Source organism: uncultured Chryseobacterium sp., assembly GCF_936933875.1.
In the GTDB taxonomy this organism is placed as follows: Bacteria; Bacteroidota; Bacteroidia; order Flavobacteriales; family Weeksellaceae; genus CAKZIK01.
Genome location: NZ_CAKZIK010000030.1, coordinates 68,131 through 91,383, shown reverse-complemented (window position 1 = coordinate 91,383; position 23,253 = coordinate 68,131). Strand labels below are relative to the sequence as shown.

Annotated in this window: 19 protein-coding genes; 10 read left to right on the top strand and 9 right to left on the bottom strand. The window is 36.6% G+C overall.

Annotated elements, in window-relative coordinates:
• Positions 1-9: 9 nt before the first annotated feature.
• The 5 genes from Q0252_RS05565 to ccsB all read right to left on the bottom strand — a co-directional run bounded on the left by Q0252_RS05565 (position 10) and on the right by ccsB (position 6,930).
• Positions 10-1,899, bottom strand: coding sequence for a peptidase M61 (locus tag Q0252_RS05565; RefSeq protein ID WP_297984541.1), 1,890 nt, complete (start codon positions 1,897-1,899; stop codon positions 10-12).
• Positions 1,900-2,035: 136 nt separating this feature from the next.
• Positions 2,036-2,395, bottom strand: a complete 360-nt coding sequence (locus tag Q0252_RS05560) for a cupin domain-containing protein (RefSeq protein WP_297984540.1) — start codon at positions 2,393-2,395, stop codon at positions 2,036-2,038.
• Between the two features lie 20 nt (positions 2,396-2,415).
• Positions 2,416-2,568, bottom strand: coding sequence for an Arc family DNA-binding protein (locus Q0252_RS05555; RefSeq protein WP_367174821.1), 153 nt, complete (start codon positions 2,566-2,568; stop codon positions 2,416-2,418).
• A 51-nt stretch (positions 2,569-2,619) separates the two neighbouring features.
• The gene (locus tag Q0252_RS05550; RefSeq protein ID WP_297984538.1) at positions 2,620-3,486 is read right to left on the bottom strand and encodes an SPFH domain-containing protein; all 867 of its coding nucleotides are present in this window, start codon (positions 3,484-3,486) and stop codon (positions 2,620-2,622) included.
• Between the two features lie 156 nt (positions 3,487-3,642).
• A complete protein-coding gene (ccsB, locus tag Q0252_RS05545) occupies positions 3,643-6,930 on the bottom strand; it encodes a c-type cytochrome biogenesis protein CcsB (protein WP_297984603.1) in 3,288 nt (1,095 codons plus the stop codon).
• Positions 6,931-7,090: 160 nt separating this feature from the next.
• Between ccsB and Q0252_RS05540 the strand changes: the two genes are divergently transcribed.
• From Q0252_RS05540 to Q0252_RS05530, 3 genes are all read left to right on the top strand, one after another.
• The gene (locus Q0252_RS05540; RefSeq protein ID WP_297984537.1) at positions 7,091-9,613 is read left to right on the top strand and encodes a DNA translocase FtsK; all 2,523 of its coding nucleotides are present in this window, start codon (positions 7,091-7,093) and stop codon (positions 9,611-9,613) included.
• Between the two features lie 71 nt (positions 9,614-9,684).
• Positions 9,685-10,332 carry an outer membrane lipoprotein carrier protein LolA gene (locus Q0252_RS05535; protein WP_297984536.1) on the top strand — a complete coding sequence of 216 codons (648 nt, stop codon included), beginning with the start codon at positions 9,685-9,687 and terminating at the stop codon, positions 10,330-10,332.
• A gap of 107 nt (positions 10,333-10,439) precedes the next feature.
• Positions 10,440-11,891 (top strand): LptF/LptG family permease, encoded by a 1,452-nt coding sequence (locus Q0252_RS05530; protein ID WP_297984535.1) that lies wholly within the window; start codon positions 10,440-10,442, stop codon positions 11,889-11,891.
• Positions 11,892-11,948: 57 nt separating this feature from the next.
• On the opposite strand, the gene frr is transcribed toward Q0252_RS05530, so the two are convergent.
• Both frr and pyrH read right to left on the bottom strand, forming a co-directional pair.
• A complete protein-coding gene (gene frr, locus Q0252_RS05525; protein WP_297984534.1) occupies positions 11,949-12,503 on the bottom strand; it encodes a ribosome recycling factor in 555 nt (184 codons plus the stop codon).
• A gap of 26 nt (positions 12,504-12,529) precedes the next feature.
• Positions 12,530-13,237, bottom strand: coding sequence for a UMP kinase (pyrH, locus tag Q0252_RS05520; RefSeq protein ID WP_297984533.1), 708 nt, complete (start codon positions 13,235-13,237; stop codon positions 12,530-12,532).
• Between the two features lie 123 nt (positions 13,238-13,360).
• Here pyrH and porQ point away from each other — a divergent pair, with 123 nt between their 5' ends.
• The 5 genes from porQ to Q0252_RS05495 all read left to right on the top strand — a co-directional run bounded on the left by porQ (position 13,361) and on the right by Q0252_RS05495 (position 16,442).
• On the top strand, positions 13,361-14,365 hold the full coding sequence (gene porQ, locus Q0252_RS05515; protein ID WP_297984532.1) for a type IX secretion system protein PorQ: 1,005 nt from the start codon (positions 13,361-13,363) through the stop codon (positions 14,363-14,365).
• A gap of 16 nt (positions 14,366-14,381) precedes the next feature.
• On the top strand, positions 14,382-15,056 hold the full coding sequence (cmk, locus tag Q0252_RS05510) for a (d)CMP kinase (RefSeq protein WP_297984531.1): 675 nt from the start codon (positions 14,382-14,384) through the stop codon (positions 15,054-15,056).
• Between the two features lie 105 nt (positions 15,057-15,161).
• Complete coding sequence (locus tag Q0252_RS05505) at positions 15,162-15,545, top strand: YtxH domain-containing protein (protein WP_297984530.1); 384 nt, start codon at positions 15,162-15,164, stop codon at positions 15,543-15,545.
• 86 nt (positions 15,546-15,631) lie between these two features.
• Entirely contained in the window at positions 15,632-15,940 is a 309-nt protein-coding gene (locus tag Q0252_RS05500; RefSeq protein ID WP_297984529.1) for a hypothetical protein, read from the top strand.
• Positions 15,941-15,944: 4 nt separating this feature from the next.
• Positions 15,945-16,442 carry a phosphoribosyl-ATP pyrophosphatase gene (locus Q0252_RS05495; protein ID WP_297984528.1) on the top strand — a complete coding sequence of 166 codons (498 nt, stop codon included), beginning with the start codon at positions 15,945-15,947 and terminating at the stop codon, positions 16,440-16,442.
• A 278-nt stretch (positions 16,443-16,720) separates the two neighbouring features.
• Here Q0252_RS05495 and Q0252_RS05490 read toward each other — a convergent pair whose 3' ends face one another.
• Together Q0252_RS05490 and Q0252_RS05485 are read right to left on the bottom strand one after the other, a co-directional pair.
• Positions 16,721-17,650: a diacylglycerol kinase family protein gene (locus tag Q0252_RS05490; RefSeq protein ID WP_297984527.1), complete on the bottom strand. Its 930-nt coding sequence runs from the start codon at positions 17,648-17,650 to the stop codon at positions 16,721-16,723.
• On the bottom strand, positions 17,628-18,374 hold the full coding sequence (locus tag Q0252_RS05485; RefSeq protein ID WP_297984526.1) for an RNA methyltransferase: 747 nt from the start codon (positions 18,372-18,374) through the stop codon (positions 17,628-17,630). Before Q0252_RS05485 ends, Q0252_RS05490 begins: the two co-directional genes overlap by 23 nt.
• Between Q0252_RS05485 and Q0252_RS05480 the strand changes: the two genes are divergently transcribed.
• On the top strand, positions 18,360-20,930 hold the full coding sequence (locus Q0252_RS05480) for a BamA/TamA family outer membrane protein (RefSeq protein ID WP_297984525.1): 2,571 nt from the start codon (positions 18,360-18,362) through the stop codon (positions 20,928-20,930). The genes Q0252_RS05485 and Q0252_RS05480 overlap by 15 nt on opposite strands.
• Before the next feature lie 64 nt (positions 20,931-20,994).
• A complete protein-coding gene (locus Q0252_RS05475) occupies positions 20,995-23,202 on the top strand; it encodes a M20/M25/M40 family metallo-hydrolase (protein ID WP_297984524.1) in 2,208 nt (735 codons plus the stop codon).
• The last annotated feature ends 51 nt before the right edge of the window (positions 23,203-23,253 follow it).

Here is a 23,253-nt window from a genome sequence, read left to right as displayed (position 1 = left end):
TTCTTTTAATTATTTTCCGGTTAACCACCATTCGCGAACCTGCTTTTCTTCAGTAGTTGCACTTGGTTTAAACTTCAAATTCACAAAACTTTGTGATGAAAGTATGGCTTTACCTTTCAAAGTCATTTTGTCCCACTTATCACCGTTCTTCCTGAGAATTTCTGCGGTAACATCTTCCCCACTTTTAATGGAAGCAATAAACCTCACAAAATCCTGAACATTGGCAATATTGATGGTTTTTCCATTGACAGACACAATTTCGTCAGACAGTTTCATGCCCAAACTTTTTGCGAAAGGCGAAAGTTCTGCCACTTCCGGAAATTTGAAAGCATTGTTAGCTTGGTCGTAATCGGTCATATTTGGGTCGGTAATAAACCACATCATTGGTGGGGTTTCCTGCTTGACGGTTTCAACTCCTGCCATCGCCAAATATTTTTCATAAGGCGTTGGCTGATTTCCTGCGATGTAGGCATTGTAGAAATCTTTCACTTGTGGATAACCGCTTATTGTTACCAATTCGTCAATCAGTTCAGCGTCTTTGAAAGGTTTGTTTTCACCAAATCTTTGCGCCAAACCACGAATCATATCGCGATACCCCATTTTTCCGCCTGAAAGTTTGCGAAGTTCGATGTCAAGGCACATCGCTAGCAAAGCTCCTTTTTCGTAAACGTTGGTATATTGGTCTTTGTAGCCTTCCTTCAGAACGTTTTTACTCATTTCTGTGAAAGGCATTGTATCGTTATATTTTTTCAGATTGTTGATTTTGTCGCTCATTCTTTGCAGGAATTCATTTCTGTCAATCAACCCTTGCTGAATTTGGAATAAGTTCGCAAAATACTCTGTTCCGCCTTCGTACATCCACAAATGCTGCGACATTTTCGGGTCTGCATAATTGAAATAATGAATCTCTTCAGAATGCGTTTTCAAAGGATTTACAGTGTGGAAAAACTCGTGAGAAACAACGTCCACCAAAGTTTTGTCGATGGCATCTTTCGGCATCATTTCCGGTAAAACCACTGTTGTAGATTCATGATGCTCCAAAGCTCCGAAACCTTTTACCTGTGGTCCTTCCCCTCCTGAAAGATAAAGCAAAACCGCATATTTTTTGTTGGTGTTCATATCGCCCAAAAATTTCTTCTGCGCTACCACCATTTTTTCAAGATTACCACGAAAATCTGTTGCTTTATATTTTCCGGTTGGAGAATAAACGCCTAACAAAAAGTCCATTCCACCTGCGTTAAACTCCATGATGTCTGGTTTTGCATACATCAAAGGAGAATCTGTAACTTTTGCATAATTGGCTAAAACAAAAGTATCGGTGTCATCAGATTTGTCCTGGTCCACCAAAGCTGTTGTTCCGTAGAAATCTTTTGGTTTTTCAATCTTCAGTTCGTAAGGAACATCCTGCATATTTTCGACATAACCGATGAAACCATGCGTGTTAATCATAAAAACTTTTCCGGCTTCAATGTCGGTTCCGGACGGAGAAAATACCGCCTTTCTTTGTGAAGTCTTTTCTTTGTTCTGATTAAAACTGTCGGTTTCATTAATTTCAGTATCGAAACTGTCGTTTACCCAATACGTCACTTTCGAAAGCATTTGAGCGTTTTTCAGTACATATGAATTGTCACCGACTTTAGTGTATTTCAGTTCTGTACCTTTGTTGTCGAAAAATTTAATTCCTTCAACAAATCTTCCGTAATCGTCCGTAGAATAAGTTCCGGGGACGGTTTTAGGGAAATTGAAAGTTACCGTTGAAGATTTCATTTTGGGGAAAATCAAAGTCACAGGGATTTTATCATCCTTTACCTGATTAAGATTGATCTCCGCTTTTATCATTTGAGCCTGAACCGCAAAAACCGCAGACAAAGCCAATATTGAAAAGAGTTTCTTTTTCATTGAATCATTTTGTTATATGTAAACATTTTGTGTGAAATGTTACATGAAAACTGTGCCATTTCCTTAAACTTTATAAAATGAAAAAGCAGAAAACGGATGATTTCTGCTTTTTATGAAATTTAAATAATCGCTTTGTCTATTCTTCCCTGTTCACCAAATCCATCGAAAAAGCCGGCAAGCAAATCGCCATGTATTCACAGGGCTCGTCAAAAGGATTGCTGTAACGGATTCTTGCGCCTTTCTGAATCAAAATACTCTCTCCTTTTCCGAGTTCAATTATTTCGCCATCAATCTCAAACTGTTTTTTGCCGGAAATAATGTAAGTAAATTCATCAAATTCCGGGGTTTGATGCGGTTCGCTCCATTTTGGTGGTGCAATCATGTGAGCTATGGAAATTTCTGAATTTCCGGTGGAGTTTCCCCAAATTTCTTCAATGAGTTTTCCGTCGGTTGTTGGAACGACGAAAGGCGATTTTTGGATTTTATATTTTGACATATCTGTAATTTTTTTAATAACTATTTCTTTTTCCTCCCCGATTTCAACAAACTTTCATGAAGTAAAAATTCAATCTGTCCATTGACCGAACGGAATTCATCTGCAGCCCACTTTTCGAGAAGTTTGAATGTCTCATCATCAATTCTTAGGACGAAATTTTTCTTCGCAGGCACTTTTTCTTTGGTTGAATTTTGAGTTTTTTTATCGCTCATCACTCAAAAATTTTAATTGTACAAAGTTCCTGCATTCAAGATTGGTTGTGCTGCTTTTTCGCCGCAAAGAACCACCATAAGATTAGAAACCATCGCTGCTTTTCTTTCGTCGTCGAGTTCCACAATATTTTCTTCAGACAGTTTTTTCAAAGCCATATCTACCATTCCAACAGCGCCTTCCACAATTTTAGAACGTGCGGCAACAATTGCTGTAGCTTGTTGTCTTTGAAGCATGGCACCCGCAATTTCTGATGCATAAGCCAAATGCGAAATTCTCGCTTCCTGAATTACGATTCCTGCATCGGCCAATCTTTCGGTTAATTCCTGCTCTAAAATTTGATTGATTTTATCACCACCATCTCTTAAAGTTAACTGAGCACCTTCGTCTTCCAAATTATCATACGCAAAACTCATCGCCAAATGACGAACTGCAGCTTCACTTTGAATTCTTACATATTCCGCATAACGCTCAACATCAAAAGCTGCTTTATAAGTATCTCCTACTTTCCAAACGATTACGGCGCCGATTTCGATGGGATTTCCCATTTTATCGTTTACTTTCAACGTTTGTCCCTGCAAATTTTCCGAACGTAATGACATTCTTTGCGATGAATAAAACGGATTGATGAACAGCAAACCATTTTCCTTCACCGTTCCGACATATTTACCAAAAAACGTCAAAACTCTTGAGTGATTTGGTTGAATAATCATTAAACCTTTCATAAAAAAAGCAAAAGCAAGAAAACAAAGAATTCCTACTATTACAAATACAGCATTTCTGTCTGCTCCCATAACGAGACAATAAACTCCCGCAACAAAAAGCAACAGCGCCAAAACTAAAGTAAGATAACCGGACATGGGTTTCATTAATTTTTCCATTGTATTCATTTTTAATTTGTGATATTATTTTGATATCATAAAGATATAACAAATTTTAATTCAAAATCAAAAGGAAAAGAAAAAAATTAAAAGATGTTTCGCCGCGCTGGTAATGACGAATCATAAAAAATCCCGGTCGAAACCGGGAATGTATTTTTAAGGATTAGTCTTTAACGAATTTTTGAGATTTTTGAATCTGAAATAAGAAACGGCGGCTAAAGTGATCATCGTTCCAATTCCTATATAAACCCAAGCTGGAACCGGAACCGGATCTCCAGCTGCGTAAGAGTGCAGTCCACTCAAGTAATAATTCACTCCGAAATACGTCATTACCATCGAACAGAACGCGAACATTGCCGCAACGTGGAAAGACCATCTTCCGCGCAATCCAGGAACTAATCTCATGTGAAGCACAAATGCATACACCATGATGGAAATAAATGCCCAAGTTTCTTTCGGGTCCCAACTCCAATATCTTCCCCAAGATTCATTCGCCCAAATTCCACCCAAAAAGTTTCCTACAGTAAGCATGAATAAACCAATGGTTAAAGACATTTCAGAAACAATCGTCAGTTCCTTAATCGTCGTATCGTGATGGATTTTATACAGTTCTTTCGAAGAAATGATATAATATACCAAAGTAATTACGGCAATAATCATCGATAATGCGAAGAAACCGTAACTGGAAGTAATAATCGCCACGTGAATAATCAACCAATATGATTTCAGAACCGGAACCAGCGGCGTAATTTGTGGATCCAAAGCTGAACCACCATGCGCAAATCCCATCATAATTACGGCTACCATAAATCCTGCAGCCGGAATCAACGCGTTGGAATTTCTGTACAGAATTAAACCTGCCGTAATTCCCACCCAAGAAATAAAGATAATCGCCTCGTAACCGTTACTCCAAGGAGCGTGACCCGAAATATACCATCTTGCAACCAAGCCCAGGAAATGGAAGAAATATCCAACAACTCCAATCCAAATAGTAACTTTAATGGCTTTATGCAAAATTTTGTTTGGTTTGAATAATTCAACAAAACCAAGGATCAAAAGCAATCCACCAATTAAAGTATAGAAAATAAGGAGTTTGAAATTCAAGTTCACTTCATTCATGAAAACCTCCAAATCTACTTTTGATTTTGCTGGAACTACATTTTTACCCCAAGTTTGCTGATAATCTGAAAGTTTTTTCAACTGTTCATCAGCTTTGCTCCAGTTTCCGGATTGCTGTGCTGCCAGAACTTCTGCGAAATATGGCCCCATTACTTCTTGAGATTTCATATCCGGTTCAAAATTTTGGTCTAGCCAAGAATGCCAAGTTGAATTCGGGTCATTCTGTACCGGAACAATTCGCATAAACTGTCCGCTGAAAAATTCGTTGAAAGCCTGAACACGGTCATTTACAGCAATAACTTCTTTATCGTAATTGGTTTGTTCGGACGGTTTTTTACGGAAAGCCGTGTTGTAGTCTTCCTCTAAAACATAGTGCAACTGACCGTTAGAATCTGCCGGGAAAAGTGACATTAAAGTGGTATAACCCTCTTCATTGGCTTTTGTTTTTACTTTCAGCTCGTCTCCTCCTTTTGTTCCTACTTTAATCAATGGAACCATCGTCCAGCTTGCTGTATCTGTATTAGCTGATAAAAACCACTGGTTTGCTGTTAAAGATTTTCCATCAGTTCCCTTAAACTCATCATGTTTGTACAGTTTTCTTAAAACATCCAAAGCCTGAGTGTTTACCGGTACTATTCTACCTTCATAATTCTGTACTAAAAGATATCCGAATTTGTCTGCATGTTCTTTTGAAATTTTATTTCTTGCAATAATTTCATCAGCAGTAATGGCTTTTGGAGATTTTAAAGCTAAAGAATTCTGTTTCTTTTTTGGGGCTAAATCTTCCCCTTGCATTAAAGCAGCATCTTGTGCAGAATGGTCGTGTCCGTCATGTTCGGAATGCGCAGACTGTTGCGCAGAACCGTCTGTTCCGTGCATATCAATTTTTTCCTGTGCATTTAAGCTTAAAGTGAATAAAAGCAAAAGAATTCCCGCAGCTTTTTTAGCGGTAACTGATTTTAAATTTTTGTTCAACTTCCAGAAGTGAGAACCTTTCCAGAAGAAGGTTACGAACATTCCTAAAAACAAGAAAGCATAACCGATATAAGTAACCAAAGTTCCCCAATAATCATGGTTTACAGAAAGAACAGTTCCTTTTCTGTCGCCATCAAAACTTGCCTGGAAAAATCTGTATCCACCGTAGTTCAAAACGTGGTTCATGTAAATTTTATAAGGCGTTTGTTTTCCTTTGTCGATAATCTGAACATGGCTTTCATAAGCACTTGGCGAAGAACTTCCCGGGTAAGTTTCCATTACAAATTTGTCTAATTTTAAAGCAAATGGCGTATTGTAAATTTTCGGGCCGAAACCAAGAATAACATTCATCCCGTCGATTGCAATTTGTTTGTATGCATTCGGATTTCCTTTTTCAACAGATAAATCTACTGTTTGTTTCGTTTTCGGACCCTGAACTTCTACTGTTAATTGATCCGGAACATCTTTGTCTTTTTTTCTGTCGCCTTCGTAAGCGATGAGTTTTCCTTTTTTCAAACCTTCAGGAACAACGAGTTTCAATTCGTTCACTGTGTATAAACTTCTTAAAGCCAAAGGCTGAAATTCGTCTTTCTTGGTAGTTCCGGTTGCCTGTGTTGCCATCGTCATATAACTCGCATCAACAGGAGTTTTAATCATCAGTTGTCCGTTTTCGTTTTTGAATTCTACAGCGCCATCAATCGCTCTGTTGTACGTAACTAAAGTTCCGTTAACCGATTTTGCTTCCCCATTTTTGATGTAATAATTTTCTCTTCCGGTTTGTCCTGCAGAAACTACGTGTAAATATTCTTCACCGTTTCCGGCAACCAAACTGTCTTTTTTACGCTGAATAAAATCAAGAGCTTTTACTTTTACTTTTTTACCGTGATAATCGTACTGTGCCTGAAAATTTTTGTGAAGCGGAGACATTAAATACTGTATATCCTGATAATTTAATACATCTCCTTTTTCTTCAATCTGAATTTTAAAAAAGTTTTTATCTGTTACTACTTCGTTTGAAGTTTCTCCTTCACGAATATGCATAATACCTTCGTAACTGATATATCTTGTAATAGCACCACCAATAAAAATAAGGATGAAAGCCAAGTGAAATACCAAAATTGGCCATTTTTCTTTTCTCCAAAGTCTGTAACGTGCAATGTTTCCAATGAAATTAATAATCAAAAGAAGCATAAGGAGTTCAAACCATTTTGCCTCATAAATTAAAGCTTTTGCGGTAGGAGTTCCGTAATCGTTTTCGAGAAAAGTAGCGTAAGCCATCGAAAAAGCAAAAATCAACAGCAAAACTGCCATTGTTCTGGTAGAAATTAGGATATTCTGAAGTTTTTCCAACATAGTAAAATGATCAGATTTAAATGTAAAATTCAACGAATTGCAAAAATACAATCTATAAATTGAAATGACGAATTTCAGCGTCGTTATTCTCGCTTTTTTTTGTTTGTTAGAATATGATTTTTCGCATAAAAATATTAAATTTGCCCTCATTGATATTATGGAAAAGACTACACAAAAAACACAGGGTAATTTACCGGAAAACAGTAAAATACTTTCTAAACCACGCATATTTTTCGGAGTTTTATTTTTATTAACATCTGTTGTTCTTACTTTTTCTTTCGTTTCTTATTTGCTGAACTGGAAGGCAGATCAAAGCCAGGCCGGAACAATGCTGGATAAAACTGTAAAATCTTCAAACGTTTTCGGAAAGGTTGGAGATTGGCTGGGAAATATTTTCCTTTTTGAAAGTATTGGGATTGCAGGATTTATCGTGGCTTTCCTTTTCTTCGTGTTCGGGATGATTATTCTGAAAAAAAACTACTTCAAACCTTGGAAAACTATTGGTCATTCTTTGTTTTTCATTTGTTGGCTTCCGATTTTTATGGGAGCAGTAACGAAAGGACAAGGTGTTTTAAGCGGCGTTTATGGTTTCCAGATTATGGATTTCCTGAACGCTGTAATTGGAAGTGTAGGTCTTTGGCTGATTCTTTTTGTAAGTATCGCTTTGTACTTTATTCTTGAATTTAATTTGAATCCCAATAACGTTAAATCTAAACTCAACGATTTAAACGAAAACACACTTGGTCGCGTAAAAGCTATGATGCCAAGTTCTGACGAAAAATTTGAAGCCGACGAACAATTGGAAGAAATGACTGACGATGGAAACGAACTTGAAAAAGTAGCTCCACAATCTGTTGTTTCAACACCGAAAGCTGCAGCAGTTGCGGCTACGGACATTCCTGTAAAAGGTTTCCCGGAAGTGGAGATTTCCAACAGTTTTGAAACCATCAAAACTCCTAATAAAACATCTTTTGATGATGAACTTTCTAATGTAGCCCTCACGGAAACTGTTGCACAATCAGTAAGCTTAAGTCCAACTGCGGCGGTTGCTTCAACGCCAAAAGCTGCTATTAATACCGAAGATATCGATTTTAAAGTAGAAGTAGCTGAAGTTGTTGATGAACTGGATGAAACCGACAAAAAATCTCAGGAATTAGTTGAAAAACACGGTTTATATGATCATAAACTGGAGTTGGCAAAGTTTCAAATGCCTCCTATTGAATTGTTGAAAGACTATGGGAACGAAGAAATCTCTATTAATAAAGAAGAACTCGAAGACAACAAAAACAAAATTGTTGGTCTTCTGAAAAATTTCAACGTCGGAATTGCTGAAATTAAAGCAACCATTGGTCCAACTGTTACTTTGTACGAAATTGTACCTGAAGCCGGAATTCGTGTTGCTTCTATCAAAAAGTTGCAGGACGATATTGCTTTGAACCTTTCAGCTTTAGGAATCAGAATTATCGCACCAATGCCAGGAAAAGGAACGATTGGGATTGAGGTACCTCGTAAAAATCCGTCGATGGTTTCCATGAGAAGTGTGATTGCTTCCCATAAATTCCAAAATACAGATATGGATTTGCCGGTAGTTTTTGGAAAAACCATTTCTAATGAAATTTTCATGGCCGACCTTTCCAAAATGCCTCACCTTTTGATGGCGGGAGCAACAGGACAGGGAAAATCTGTTGGAATTAATGCCATTCTTACTTCATTACTTTATAAAAAACATCCAAGCGAACTGAAATTCGTCATGGTGGACCCGAAAAAAGTGGAACTTTCTCTTTATTCTAAAATTGAAAGACATTATTTGGCAAAACTTCCGGATGGAGATGATGCGATTATTACGGACACTCATAAAGTAATTAACACGTTGAATTCCCTTTGTGTAGAAATGGATACGCGTTACGATTTGCTGAAAAACGCTTTCTGCAAAAATTTAAAGGAATACAACAAAAAATTCAGCGAAAGAAAACTGAATCCTGAAAATGGTCACCGTTATCTTCCTTATATTGTTTTGGTGGTTGACGAATTTGCAGACTTAATTATGACTGCCGGAAAAGAAGTTGAACTTCCAATCGCACGTTTGGCACAGTTGGCAAGAGCGGTCGGAATTCACTTGATTGTGGCCACGCAAAGACCTTCCGTAAATGTAATTACGGGTATGATTAAAGCGAACTTCCCTGCAAGAGCTGCTTTCCGTGTAATTTCGAGTGTGGATTCCAGAACGATTTTGGATTCTCCGGGAGCCGACCAATTGATTGGTAAAGGAGATATGCTGTACTTCAACGGAAACGAAATTTTAAGATTGCAGTGTGCCTTTGTTGATACGCCGGAAGTTGAAAAAATCGCAGAATATATTGGTGCTCAGAAGGGATATGCAAGTGCATTTATGCTTCCTGAATATGTAAGCGAAGAATCCACTTCTACGGTTGGAGCTTTCGACCCGAATGAAAAAGATGCCCTTTTTGAAGATGCGGCAAGAATTATTGTGTCTACACAGCAAGGTTCAACTTCCATGCTTCAAAGACAGCTCAAATTAGGGTACAACAGAGCCGGAAGAATAATGGACCAGCTTGAAGCAAGCGGCATTGTTGGAGGTTTTAACGGAGCTAAAGCAAGGGAGGTTTTGATATCGGATTTAAATTCTTTGGAACAGTTTTTGGAAGAATTGCGCAAGTAATGTAAAATATTAAACAAGAGTTTGACATTGCGGCAATTCGTAAATCCAATTAATAAATAAAAAGAATTAAAATGAAAAATATTATTACAAAATTTTCGCTTGCAGTTTTATCTTTGGGAACGGTCGGAATGGTTTCTGCCCAAAAAGCGGACGCCAAATCAAAATCAATCCTGGATGCTGTAGCTGCAAATTATAAAGACAATGCGAACACCTATTTCAAATTTGCTTACGGAACCGGAGCCAACGGAAAAGTTACTAAAACCGAAACCGGAATTTTCTACACCACTCCATCTCAGTACAAACTGAAAATTATGGGAACGGAGCAGATTTTCGACGGAAATAAAGTGTACAACATTAGTGCAGAAGATCAGGAAGTAACTGTTGCAAAAGCAAACGGTGGCGAAATGATGTTCTCTCCTACTAATTATTTAACATCATACAAGAAAGAATTCAATACTTCGTATATTGGAAAAAGAACGGTAAACGGTGTTAGTGCAGATATGATTAAACTGACGCCTGTAAAGAATAACGGTTTGAAAAATGTTTACATTTTTGTGAATTCACCAAAGAAACAAATCGTAAAAATCGAGCAGTATTCTTCCAATAACGATGTTGCAGTAATTGCCATTAAAGAATACAGGGAAAACCAAAAATTGGCGAACGGAATGTTTACTTTCGATAAAAACCAGTATAAAAATTATATTGTTACAGAACTTTAATTTTGGTGAATTGTCAATTTTTAAAATTGAATCAAAAAATTTAAATTACAAATATTGAAAGTCACAGAGTAATTTTACTTTGTGACTTTTTCTGTATTTTTGAGCCCATGAAACTTCTCGACCGCTACATCATCAAAACTTTTTTCGGACCGTTTCTGTTCATCTTCAGCGTACTGTTCTTCATCTTTATTGTGAACATTATCTGGATCCAGATGTCGCAGTTTGTGGGGAAAGGATTGAGTTACTGGGAAATCATCAAACTTTTGTATTATATGGGAGTGAGCGTTGTTGCCATGGTTTTACCATTAACCATTCTGCTCGCTTCTATTATGACTTTTGGTGATTTTGGAGAACGGTACGAACTTGCCGCCATGAAAGCTGCCGGAATTTCGCTCACAAGAATTATGATGCCGCTTTTTCTAACAGTTTGTGGATTAGCGTTTATTCTTTTCCTATTTCAGAATAATATTACACCCAATTTTCAGCGGAAGGCGAAAAACATGCTTTATAATATTGCAGCAACGAAACCCGCCTTGAATTTCAAACCGGGACAGTTCATCAACCAAATTCCGGGATATGCTGTAAAGTTTGATAAAATTGAAGGTGAACAGGGACAAAATATCACCGGCGTTTTTGTTCATAAAGTGGCCAATACTTTCGATAATCAACAGACCATTGTAGCAGAAAAAGGAAAATTTGTTTCTGCAACAGATAAAAATTTTCTTAAACTCGTTCTTTTCAACGGGTATATTTATGAAGACAATCTGAAGAATAAAGATTATAATCAAAGGTTAAAACAACCCAATCAGGCGATTAAATTTGACACGTTGGTTTCCCATTTTGACGTTTCGGAAATCATCAATAAAGCCATCGAAAAAGAACAGATTACCGATGATTACCGTTTTCAAACGTATAATCAAATCAATACCACCATTGATAAAAAGAAAAAAGAAAACGAAACGGTTTTCAATTCTTTAAGCAATTCTTTGGTAAGCAACACCAATAATTATGTTGGTTATTTGGAATTCAACAAAGCAAAAAAGAAAATTGAACCTCAGTACGATTTGGAAAAGGTAAAGAAGGACAGAAAACTGGAAGCTTTATATGCAGCCTATTCTAAAATCAATGCTTTGAAATCTGACAAAGAAACCAAAACACCGCAGATTAACGACATTGTGAAATATCAAAACAAGATGATTATGTATCAGCAAAGGATTTTCTCCTACTCTTTTACATGTATTATTTTCTTTTTGATTGGAGCCAGTTTAGGAAGCATCATCCGAAAAGGTGGAATGGGACTTCCTGTGGTTATTGCTATTGTGATTTTTATTATTTTCTACGTTTTAAATCTTTCTGTTGAAAACTTGTCGTGGAAAGGAAAAATGGATCCGTATCTTGCAGCGTGGCTTCCGAATATTGTTTTATTTCCGTTCGGAGTTTGGCTCACATACAAAGCATTGACAGATTCTCAGCTATTCGATATTGAAAAGTATCGGGCATTGTTTAAACCAATTATAGAAAGATTTCAGAAACCGAAAGAACATTCCCGATATCAATAAAACCAAAAAGATTCAGAAATTCTGAATCTTTTTTTGTATTTGATAAAACCTGAAAGATTACACTTTCAAGATTTCTGCTTCTTTTACTTTTAGGTGCTCATCGCACATTTTAACGTATTGGTCCGTTAAATCCTGAATATCTGCTTCAACTCCTTTAATAAGGTCTTCCGAAACGCCGTCCAGTTTTTTAAGTTCTTTCATACCGTCTTGTCTTGCATTTCTTACAGTTACTTTAGACTGTTCAGCTTCAGCTTTAGCGGCTTTTGCAAGTTCCCTTCTTCTTTCTTCTGTTAAAGGCGGTACATTCAAAATAATATTATCCCCGTTGTTAGATGGCGCAAAACCAAGGTTAGAATTGATGATGGCTTTTTCAATCGCACCAATAGCAGTTCTGTCCCATGGTTGAATTGCAATCGTCATCGCATCTGGAACCGAAACATTCGCTACCTGATTAAGAGGAGTTGGAGCTCCGTAATATTCTACCATTACATCCTGAACCATCTGTGTAGAAGCACGTCCGGCTCTGATTTTTTGAAAAGCGTGGTCCAAATGCTTCATTGCAGCATCCATCTCTTCTTTTACCGATGCTACGATTAAATCTAATTCTTCCATTATAATTATGCTGTATTTTTAATTAATTATAGGTCCACTAAAGTTCCTACATTTTCACCTTCCACAATTTTTTTTAGGTTACCTTCTTTATTCATATCGAAAACGATGATAGGCAAGTTATTTTCGTGGCTTAAGGTGAAAGCCGTCATGTCCATTACTTTCAAACCTTTATCGAACACTTCATCAAAAGTAAGGGAGTTGAATTTTACTGCGTTTTCGTTCTTTTCAGGATCCATGTCATAAATTCCGTCTACTCTTGTTCCTTTCAGAATTACATCTGCACCAATTTCAATTGCTCTTAATGTTGCTGCTGTGTCTGTCGTAAAATAAGGGTTTCCTGTTCCAGCTCCAAAGATGACAACTCTACCCTTTTCTAGATGACGAACTGCTCTTCTTTTAATGAATGGTTCCGCAACTTTATCCATCTCGATAGCACTTTGAAGTCTGGTTTTAATTCCTGCATCTTCTAAAGCTCCCTGCAAAGCCATGCCGTTAATTACGGTAGCCAACATTCCCATATAATCTCCCTGAACTCTGTCCATTCCTTTTGCAGCGCCTGCCAAACCACGGAAAATATTTCCTCCGCCAATTACAATTGCTACTTCGCATCCTCCGTCTACAACTTTCTTAATTTCGTGGGCATATTCCTTCAGTCTGTCATTGTCAATTCCGTATTGTCTGTTGCCCATTAAAGCTTCTCCACTTAGTTTCAGCAGGATTCTTTTGTATTTCATTGATGCTTAAATTTAGATTGATGCAAATATAATGAAATGAAAAGAATTCCGTTAATAGAAATATATTTCCGGGAGATATATTTTGAAACTTTTTAAAATAAACTATTTTTGCACTGATAATTGATGGCCTTGAAGAAAATTTTCCTTGCTTCTTTCGGATGTTTATCGCTGTTTTGGCAAGCACAAAGCGGCCAAAACGTCTATCCATTCCTCAATATTCCGGTTTCTGCGAGACAGGCTGCTCTTGGTGGAGATGCTGTTTCTGTGAGAGATTTTGATGCTGGTTTAGCATTGGTAAATCCCTCTTTGATGAATTTGGAAATGGATGAAAGAGTTTCCATTAATTACGCCTCTTATCTTGCAGGTTCTAACTATGGAACTATTTCTTATGTAAAAGATTTGGAATACGGACATTTACTCGGAATCAACGCCAGATATATGGATTATGGAAATATGCCGAGAACAGATGAAAGTTCAACAGTTTCAGGAGAATTTGGTGCTTCCGATGCTGCGATTGGAGTAAGCTACGCATATCAGTTTGAAGAAGACTGGACTGTTGGCGGAAATGTAAGTTTCATCACTTCAAAAATTGACAATTATTCATCGATGGCAGTTTCCGGAACCGGAGCTGTTACATATCACATTGATGAGGACAAAGAAACCGTTTCTTTGGTAGCCCGAAATTTCGGTTATCAGTTCAAAACATTTAACGGAACCAGAGAAAAACTTCCTTTCAGAATCGATTTAGGTTATACTAAAATTCTTGATGATTTTCCGGTTTCTTTAACTGTTACAGCACACGATTTACAGCAGTTCAATATTTCTCAGGATTATAACAACAACGGACAGGAAGTAAAATTTCTGAGAAAAGTTGCAGACCATTTTTCCGTGGGAGCAGAGTTTTTTCCGGAACAGGCCTTTAATATAAGATTGGGATATAACGTAAAAAGAGGAAACGAACTTGCCGTTCTCGACCAAAGAAGTTTTGCCGGACTTTCTGCAGGTTTCGGAGTGAAGATTTCTTATTTCAGGTTCGATTATTCGCATGTGCGTTATCATAATGCTTCCAATGTTAATATGTTTGGGATTGCAATGGATTTAATAGAATTAGGCGGAAACAGAAGATAAATATTTATTAAATTTGATGAAAAGATTACCGGTTATTGCTATCGACGGCTACTCTTCAACGGGAAAAAGTTCAATCTCAAAGCAGATTGCTAAAAAACTTGGGCTCATCCACATGGACACAGGTGCATTGTACAGAGGAATTACTTTATTTGCACTTCAAAACTGTTCCGCTGATGGAAAAATAGACAAGGACATTCTTTTCAAAAATTTCGATAATATGAAACTCGAGTTTCGTGAAGAAAGTGGCGTTTTGGTTCTGTATTTAAATGATAAAAATATTTCAAGCGAAATCCGTTCTCTTGAAGTTTCCAATAATGTAAGTTTCATCGCAAAACAATCTGAAGTAAGAGATTTCCTCATGGAAACTCAGCGTTCTATCGCTTCCAACGGAGGTGTTGTAATGGACGGAAGAGATATTGGAACCGTTGTGCTTCCAAACGCAGATTACAAATTTTTCCTCACCGCAAGTGTGGAAGAACGTACAAGAAGACGACATCTTGAATTAATTTCCCTCGGAGAAGAAGCTGATGTAGAATCCGTAAAAAATAACCTTGTAACCCGCGATAAAATAGACAGCGAACGCGAATTTTCTCCTTTAAAACAAGCCGAAGACGCCATTTTAATCGACAATACCAATCTGAATCAGGAGGAAACATTAAAGCTGATTCTCTCGTACATCAAAGAGTTTTAACAAAACTTTAATATTCATATTTACCCATTTGGCATTTTTGTTGTAAATTTATTGTATCTATAAACGCTGAATTAATTTAATCTTTAACATTAAAAAATAAACAAAATGTCAAAAAAAAGTAATAATGCTGCTGGAATTTTAGCAGGTTTGTTAGCTGGTGCAGCTGCAGGTGTAGTTTTGGGTATGCTTTACGCTCCTGAAGAAGGTAAAGAAACCAGAAAAAAAATCAAAAGTAAAGCAAACGATTTGAAAGATCAGGCTGTAGATCAATACGGACAACTTTCAGAGAAAGCTAAAGAACAGTACGGACAGGTTTCCGAACAATTGAAAGATCAGTATAAAAACATTTCTTCTACAGTAAAAGAAACTGCAAACAATGTTGCAAGTTCCGTAAAAGACGGTTATGACAAATACAAAGACAAAGCTGTAGATACTGCTGCTTCTGTTGCAAAAAATGTAGAAAACGAATTAGACGGTCTTAAATCTTAAGCATTTAAATTCCGTTTTTAATTGAATAAAAAGGGAACTTAAAAACTTTAAGTTCCTTTTTTTGTAACTTTATAAAAAATTAAGCAATGTTAGATCTTTTAAAAGAATACGCAACGAAAAGAGCGGATTTGCTGAAAATGGAAGCCACAGAAAAAACTTCCATTACCGCAGGAACATTTACTTATATTTTGCTTGCAAGCATTGCCGCACTGTTTTGTATTGTTCTGCTAAACATTGGTTTGGGCATCCTCATTGGTTCTTATCTCGGAAATTACGCATATGGATTGCTCATTATGGCCGGTTTTTATTTTCTGCTCCTTATTATTATTATGTTGAGTAGAAATGCAATAAAAAATGGTATTGCAAATAAGATCATCAAAGCAATAAACGGGTAAGATTATGGGTACAAAATACAACAGTCTTGAGGAACTTCGCAGAAAGAAAGCACTACTGAAAAGTGATGTTGCCGAAATGGAAAAACTAATCTCTTTCGATAACACTAAACAAAGTTTAAGCGCTTTAACCAACGGTTTTACTGACCAGTTCCTTAAAGAAGAAACCGACGAAAATGGTGAGAAAAAATTAGCTTTGAGGAAAGACGAAATCGTTCGCGAAATTTCTACAGGAATTAAAGACAATTTAATCAGCAAAAATGCTGTTTTCGGATTAGCAAATACTGCAATGAAAGGCGGCGTTGTTGAAAATGCTTTGCAATTGGGAACTGCTGCTTTAGTAGGTAATTTTGCCAAAAAAAGTTTGAAAAATCCAAGTTGGAAAAAGAAACTCATCGGTTTTGCACTGATTTACCTCGCTCCTTTCCTATTACGCTTTATCCGCCAAAAACTGGAAGCTTATCAAAAGCAGCGCAGCATTTCGAGCATGGAACAGTTGATATAAAATTTAAAACCGCAGATTGCGGTTTTTTTTGTGGAAGACTTTGCGTGAGGGGCGCGAGCGAAGCGAGCGCCAAAGATTGTTGAAAGGAAAAATTTAAACCACAAAAGTCACAAAAGATTTAAGTTTAATTGGCTTCGATGTAAAGTAAAAATAAGGTAAAATCTGCGTGATCCGCAAAATCTGCGAGAGAAAATACCACAAGATTTTTAAGTGGAAAATATATGTAGAAATACAATCTTTCCCAAATAAATCTGCAAAATCTGCGTAATCCGCGAGAGCTAAACAATAAAATTCACCGTCTTCTCCAAAATCTCAAACTTCGCAGGAGAAAATCCCGAAACTTCACCATCAATATCTATTAGCGCTTCTTCTCCGGAAAGGGTTTTCACTTCGAAAGATTTTCCTTTAAAATAATGAATCTCTCTATGTTCAAGCGGTTTCGATTTTTTTACTTTTCCAATATTCAAAGCATAATCAACTAATGAGATATTTCCGACAACTGTAATATCAAATTTTCCGTCTGAAACTGATGCTTTCGGAGCAATTCCCAAACCGTTTCCAAAATATTTTCCGTTGGCAACAACCAAATTCAGGCATTTTCCTTTCCATTCAAAATCATTAGAAATAAGCTGAAGTTCTTTCTTTTTATAAACCAAAAGTGTTGAAAGTATCGAGAAGAAATACCTGAACTTCGCGCCACTCCAAACCGGAATTTTTTCTTTCACCTTCATTGTTTCTGCACCCATTCCCAAATCTGCGATGTTGATGAAATATCTGGTTTCCTCTTCCCTTTTTTCATTCTGAAAAGTACATTTCCCAATATCAATACTTTCAAAACTATTATTCTGAATATTAATTTTTAAATGCTTTACATCAAATTCTTGGGAAAAATTTCGGACAAAATCATTTCCGCTTCCACAAGGCAGAACTCCAATTTTAATTTTCCTCAGACTTTCAAAATCAACAGTTTTATTTTGTGAAAAATAATGGATGGTTCCATTCAGGACCTCATTTAAAGTTCCATCTCCGCCTACTGCAATTAAATTGGTGAAACCTTTGCTCAAAACATCATCACAAAGCTTCATAAAATGACCATGATATTCCGAAACGAAAATTTCATAATTCATTCCATTAAACTCATTTTCAATTGAATGGAGGATTTTTTTGTAATGTAAAATGGTTGGATTAATCAGGAAAGCTGTTTTCATCACGCGAAAATATTTCTCCTAAAATAATTCCAGTTGCCATTGAAACGTTAAGGCTTTCTGTAGATTGCGATTTTCCAAACCTGGGAATGGTAATTTTTTGTGACAATAAATCTTCCGTTGCAGGACGAATTCCGTTGCCTTCATTTCCTAAAATAAGATTCATTTTTGTGGGGAAATGGTATTGATAAATGCTTTCACCAATCATATCTGTTCCAATATTTTCGTGATCCGAATCTTTTAGAAATTCATTAATGTTTTTATAAACGATGTTCACTCTGGTAAAAGAACCCATCGTCGCTTGAATTACTTTCGGATTGTACAAATCCACCGTATCATCACTGCAAATAATCTGCGAAATCCCGAACCAGTCTGCGAGTCGGATAATTGTTCCAAAATTTCCCGGATCCTGAATTCCGTCTAAAACCAAATTGATGTCAGATTCAATTTCTTCTTCATTTTCGGGAAGTTCTACCAATGCTACAGCATCTTTGGGATGTTGCAAAAAACTGATTTTCTTTAGTTCCGCTTCAGAAATTGGTGTTACTAAATTTCTATCAATTGTTTCAACATTATCGTTTACCGAAAATATTTCTTGAATTTTATAGTTAGAATTCGTAAGTTCACGGATGGTTTTATAACCTTCAACCAAAAACAAATTGTATTTTTGTCTGAACTTCTTTTTGTCTAAACTCTGTATAATTTTTATTTTATGAGCGGTAAGCATTTTTCGAAATATTTTCAAAAATATTACTTTATTTTTTCCTCTGCAACGGCAGCCTTTTTTCTTTACGCCTGCAGCACGACAAAGAAAGTTCCGGAAGGCGAATTTTTACTCACCAAAAATAATTTTAAATATACCGACAGTAAAGATCATTCGGACGAATTACCTGGTTATGTAAGCCAAAAACCCAACAAAAAATCTCTCTTTCTTTTTCCGGTTGGTTTGTGGATGTACAATCTCGCAAATCCTAAGTACGACAGTATTTTAACGGAATACATGACGTACCCTTCCGAAATTCGTAATCAGGACTTAAGGGATTCTCTTTTCGTAAAATACAATCATCCCGAGTATAAAGGGAAAAATCTTTTCTTCAACAGATTTTTGCATACTATTGGAAGTCCACCAGTAATTTTAGAACAGGCAAAAACGGAAAACAGTGCCGAAAATATCAGAAAAAGACTGGTTTACAGAGGTTATTGGGATGCCGATGTAAAATACAAACACAATTTAGATTCTTCAGCTAAAAAAGCAACGGTAGATTATTTGGTAACTCACAAAGATCCAACGATTATTAAGGATTATTATTACAATATTCCTGATGACAGTATCCGGATGGTATATGAAGAAAATCTTGCAAAAAGTGAAGTGCGTTCTGCAGAAAAACTGGATCAGACCAAACTGGAAGCCGAAGTAAGGAGAATTAATGCTTTAATGCGAGATAGAGGATACTACAAATTCAATTCTTCTAATGATGAAATTTATTTCACAGCCGATACTTTGGATAGCAGAAAAGATGTTCCTCTAACAATGGACATTCACAGAGATTCTGCAGATGCTCCGTATAAAAGAGCAACTATTGGTGATATTAGAGTCTATTTGTTGGAAAAAATGGCCGATGTTCCGGAAACTGAAAAGGATTCTTTACTGAGAATTAATTTCTACAAGCTGGACGATCAGTACAAAACAATGGCACTTTGGCGACCTATTATTTTAAGACCGAAAGAAATTTACAGCCAAAAAAATCTGGATCTTACTAAGAGAAACATCACTTCTATGAACAACTTCAGCATTATTAATTACGAAGAAGGTCTTAGAAAAGGTTCCGACAGTATTTTGGATGTAAGTTATTATCTTGCTCCTCTTCCTAAATATGAACTGAAAATTGCTACGGATATTAATTATTCCCAGATTCTGAATTTTGGTATCTCTCCATCAGTAGATTTAACAACTAGAAACGTTTTTGGAGGCGCTGAAAACCTAAGTACCAGTATTTCTGGAATTTTTGGAAGCGTAAAAAACTCAAAAAACCCGGATAAAAGATCTTTGGCATACGAAATTTCAGCTCAGGCAAATCTTTCATTTCCAAGACTTTTGATGCCTTTCAAGACATGGAAACTAATTCCTAAAAAATATTCGCCAACCTCCACCATTAATTTAGGAGTTTCCGCCCAGGATAATATTGGCTTAGGCAGAATTAACTTTAACGCAGGAATCAATTATTTTGCAAATGTTAACGATATTGTTACTCACCGTCTTTCCATTGCGAATATGCAGATGAGTTTAACGAGAAATAAAGACCGTTATTACGATTTCTTCCCGAGAGATGGAGACATTCGTAATGATATGTTCCAGCTTTATTCACCAACGCTTTATCAGGATTTTGAGAATGGAATAGTATCTTCAGACGATGTTTCCTCAATAATTATACACGACACTTCGTTCCAAAGTTCATTAACAGGGGATGATCTAAATCTCTTCAACAACTTTAAGCAGTCGCTTTTAAATAAGGACAGACAAACGCAGGACGTCTTTATTTCATCATTAATTTACAATTTTATCTATAACGAAATCGGTAAAAAAGACCAGATCAATCCTTTCTATGTGAATGCAAAAATAGAAACTGCAGGAAATTTGGTTGGAATTTTCAGTAAAAACTCAGAAGAAGAAGGTGTTGCGTTAGATAATCAACAAAAGAAAATTTTCAGTGTTCCTTATTCTCAATTCGTGAAATTCGACTTTGATGTGCGCAAATATATTCAGTTTTTCGATGGAAAGCACACTTTAGCACTTCGTCAGGTTGTTGGAATTGGAATTCCATACGGAAATTCTTCCTCAATGCCTTTTGTAAGGTCATATTTCAACGGAGGTTCCAACGACATCAGAGCTTGGAGGGTTTTTGGAGGTTTAGGTCCTGCAGATTCTCAGTTGGATGAAAGAGTTCGTTCTTACGTTATGGATAATGTAAAATTAACTACCAATGTTGAGTATCGAGTTCCCTTCACTAAAATGTTTGAAGGTGCTGCTTTCGTAGATGCAGGTAATATCTGGAGCTTAAAGGACAATGGTTTTGGAGATCAGTTTAAATTCAAAAAGTTTATTTCGCAAATGGGGGTTGGAACTGGTGTTGGTTTAAGAATTAACGTTGCGTATATCACTTTAAGGCTTGACGCTGCAGCAAGAGTTTATGATCCGAACCGAGCTGTTGGTGACCGCTTTGTTCTAGGAAATTGGAAAAACATGAAACCCGTACTCAACTTTGCATTCGGTTATCCTTTCTAAAATATTGGCCGCAGAAATTTCTGCGGTTTTTTATTTATATTTGGTAAATATCAAATATCAGAACATGATTCCGAAAAGAATACTTCTTCTTTCTGCATTTGCAGGAATTTCTACAGTGAGTTTTGCTCAGGAAAAACATCTTAAAAATATTCAGAAACTTACTTTTGGCGGCGATAATGCCGAAGCTTATTTTTCTCCGGACGGTAAAAAACTTACGATGCAGGTTACCAATCCTGCCATTGGTTCGCAATGTGACCAGATTTATCTTTTAGATTTAAATCAGAAAAAAGGGAACATAAAAGATTTGCAATTGGTTTCAACCGGAAAAGGTAGAACGACGTGTTCTTTTTTTATGCCCGATGGAAAACATTTGATTTATGCATCCACGCACGAAAGTTCTGCAGAATGCCCTCCAAAACCGGCTCCTAGAACCGACGGAAAATATTTGTGGCCAATTTATTCTGAATTTGATATTTATGAAGCAGATTTAAATGGAAAAATCACCAAAAAATTAACGGATTCTCCCGGTTACGACGCCGAAGCGGTAGTTTCTCCTAATGGAAAATATATCGTTTTTACTTCCACCAGAACAGGTGATTTGGAACTTTGGAGAATGGATATCGACGGAAAAAATCTGAAACAACTCACCAACGGTTTAGGTTATGACGGTGGTGCATTTTTCTCTCATGATTCTAAAAAACTGGTGTTCCGTTCATCAAGACCAAAAACGGAGAAAGATATTAAGGAATACAAAGATTTATTGGCGGAAAATTTGGTTGCTCCAACAAATATGGAGATTTACACCATCAATATCGACGGAACAGATTTAAAACAGGTAACGAATCTCGGAAAAGCAAACTGGGCGCCTTATTTCCACCCTTCGGATAAGAAAATTATTTTCGCGAGCAATCATCATTCTACAAGAGGTTATGATTTTCAGTTGTATATGATTGATACAGACGGAAAAAATTTGGAACAAATCACTTACGAAAGTGAGTTCAACGCCTTTCCCATGTTTTCAAAAGACGGAAAAAAATTGGTTTTTGCCAGTAACAGACAAGGCGAAAAATCGCATGAAACCAATGTTTTTATTGCAGATTGGGTTGAAGGAGATTCCAATGAATTGGTTTCTGAAAATAATTTGAAAAATGCTATCAATTACTTGGCTTCTGATGATTTGCAAGGACGATTAACGGGAAGCAAAGGTGAAACTTTAGCCGCAGCTTTCATCGCAGAAAATTTGGCTTCATCAAAACTAAAACCTGAAATTCATTTATTTGAATATGGTGTGAAACTAAATCCTCATGAGGAAAAATCAATTCAAAATAAAGGAAAAAACGTCATTGCTTATTTGGACAATAAAGCCGACAAAACCATCATCATCGGAGCTCATTATGACCATCTTGGTTTGAACGAGCATCACAACTCGACTTTGATGAATTCCGCAGGACAAATCCATAACGGAGCTGATGACAATGCTTCCGGAACTTCCGCAGTTTTGGAATTGGCGAGAATGTTTTCAAAAAATAAGAAGAAAGAAAAGGCGAATTATGTTTTTGCATTATTTTCGGGAGAAGAAGACGGTTTAATCGGTTCCAAAAAGTTTGCAGAAAACGTGAAAACAAAATATCCAAACGTTACTGCCATGATTAATCTCGACATGATTGGAAGACTAAACAAAGACAAAGATTTAACTGTTGGTGGTGTTGGAACTTCTCCAATTTTTGCTGAAATTCTGAACAAAAATAAACCTGCAGGTTTTAATATCGCCATTGACAGTTCCGGTGTTGGACCAAGCGACCACACGAGTTTTTATCTGAAAGATATTCCTGTCTTGTTTATGTTTACGGGAACTCATGCAGATTATCACAAACCAAGTGACGATGCAGATAAAATTAATTTTGAAGGTTTAAAAAATATTACCAATTATGTTTTCGGAATTGCCAATGAACTGGCTGAAACGTCTTCTGTTCCGTTTACTAAAACCAAAGTTCAGCAAAGCAAAGCAGTTCCGAAATACAAAGTTACCTTAGGAATTATGCCAAGTTACGCCGACTCTAAAGACGGAATGATTATTGACGGTGTCTCAGAAAACCGACCTGCTGCAAATGCGGGAGTTCAAGCCGGAGATGTTCTTGTTGGAATCGGGAAATGTGAAGTGAAGGAAGTTTACAGTTATATGGAATGTCTTTCCAAGCAAAATTCCGGAGACGAAACAACGATTACTGTCCGAAGAAATGGCGAAATAAAAACAATGCCTATAAAGCTTTAAAAACAATTCGGCGCGATTTCATCGCGCCGGAATTGCTTTTTTTTAAGAGAA

What these genes read in the sequence shown, in the direction of transcription:
- Q0252_RS05565 (WP_297984541.1), bottom strand. Translation starts at nt 1,899, where the DNA reads ATGAAAAAGAAACTCTTTTCAATATTGGCTTTGTCTGCGGTTTTTGCG.
- Q0252_RS05560 (WP_297984540.1), bottom strand. Translation starts at nt 2,395, where the DNA reads ATGTCAAAATATAAAATCCAAAAATCGCCTTTCGTCGTTCCAACAACC.
- Q0252_RS05550 (WP_297984538.1), bottom strand. Translation starts at nt 3,486, where the DNA reads ATGGAAAAATTAATGAAACCCATGTCCGGTTATCTTACTTTAGTTTTG.
- Q0252_RS05540 (WP_297984537.1), top strand. Translation starts at nt 7,091, where the DNA reads ATGGAAAAGACTACACAAAAAACACAGGGTAATTTACCGGAAAACAGT.
- Q0252_RS05535 (WP_297984536.1), top strand. Translation starts at nt 9,685, where the DNA reads ATGAAAAATATTATTACAAAATTTTCGCTTGCAGTTTTATCTTTGGGA.
- Q0252_RS05530 (WP_297984535.1), top strand. Translation starts at nt 10,440, where the DNA reads ATGAAACTTCTCGACCGCTACATCATCAAAACTTTTTTCGGACCGTTT.
- frr (WP_297984534.1), bottom strand. Translation starts at nt 12,503, where the DNA reads ATGGAAGAATTAGATTTAATCGTAGCATCGGTAAAAGAAGAGATGGAT.
- pyrH (WP_297984533.1), bottom strand. Translation starts at nt 13,237, where the DNA reads ATGAAATACAAAAGAATCCTGCTGAAACTAAGTGGAGAAGCTTTAATG.
- porQ (WP_297984532.1), top strand. Translation starts at nt 13,361, where the DNA reads ATGGCCTTGAAGAAAATTTTCCTTGCTTCTTTCGGATGTTTATCGCTG.
- cmk (WP_297984531.1), top strand. Translation starts at nt 14,382, where the DNA reads ATGAAAAGATTACCGGTTATTGCTATCGACGGCTACTCTTCAACGGGA.
- Q0252_RS05505 (WP_297984530.1), top strand. Translation starts at nt 15,162, where the DNA reads ATGTCAAAAAAAAGTAATAATGCTGCTGGAATTTTAGCAGGTTTGTTA.
- Q0252_RS05500 (WP_297984529.1), top strand. Translation starts at nt 15,632, where the DNA reads ATGTTAGATCTTTTAAAAGAATACGCAACGAAAAGAGCGGATTTGCTG.
- Q0252_RS05495 (WP_297984528.1), top strand. Translation starts at nt 15,945, where the DNA reads ATGGGTACAAAATACAACAGTCTTGAGGAACTTCGCAGAAAGAAAGCA.
- Q0252_RS05490 (WP_297984527.1), bottom strand. Translation starts at nt 17,650, where the DNA reads ATGAAAACAGCTTTCCTGATTAATCCAACCATTTTACATTACAAAAAA.
- Q0252_RS05480 (WP_297984525.1), top strand. Translation starts at nt 18,360, where the DNA reads ATGAGCGGTAAGCATTTTTCGAAATATTTTCAAAAATATTACTTTATT.
- Q0252_RS05485 (WP_297984526.1), bottom strand. Translation starts at nt 18,374, where the DNA reads ATGCTTACCGCTCATAAAATAAAAATTATACAGAGTTTAGACAAAAAG.
- Q0252_RS05475 (WP_297984524.1), top strand. Translation starts at nt 20,995, where the DNA reads ATGATTCCGAAAAGAATACTTCTTCTTTCTGCATTTGCAGGAATTTCT.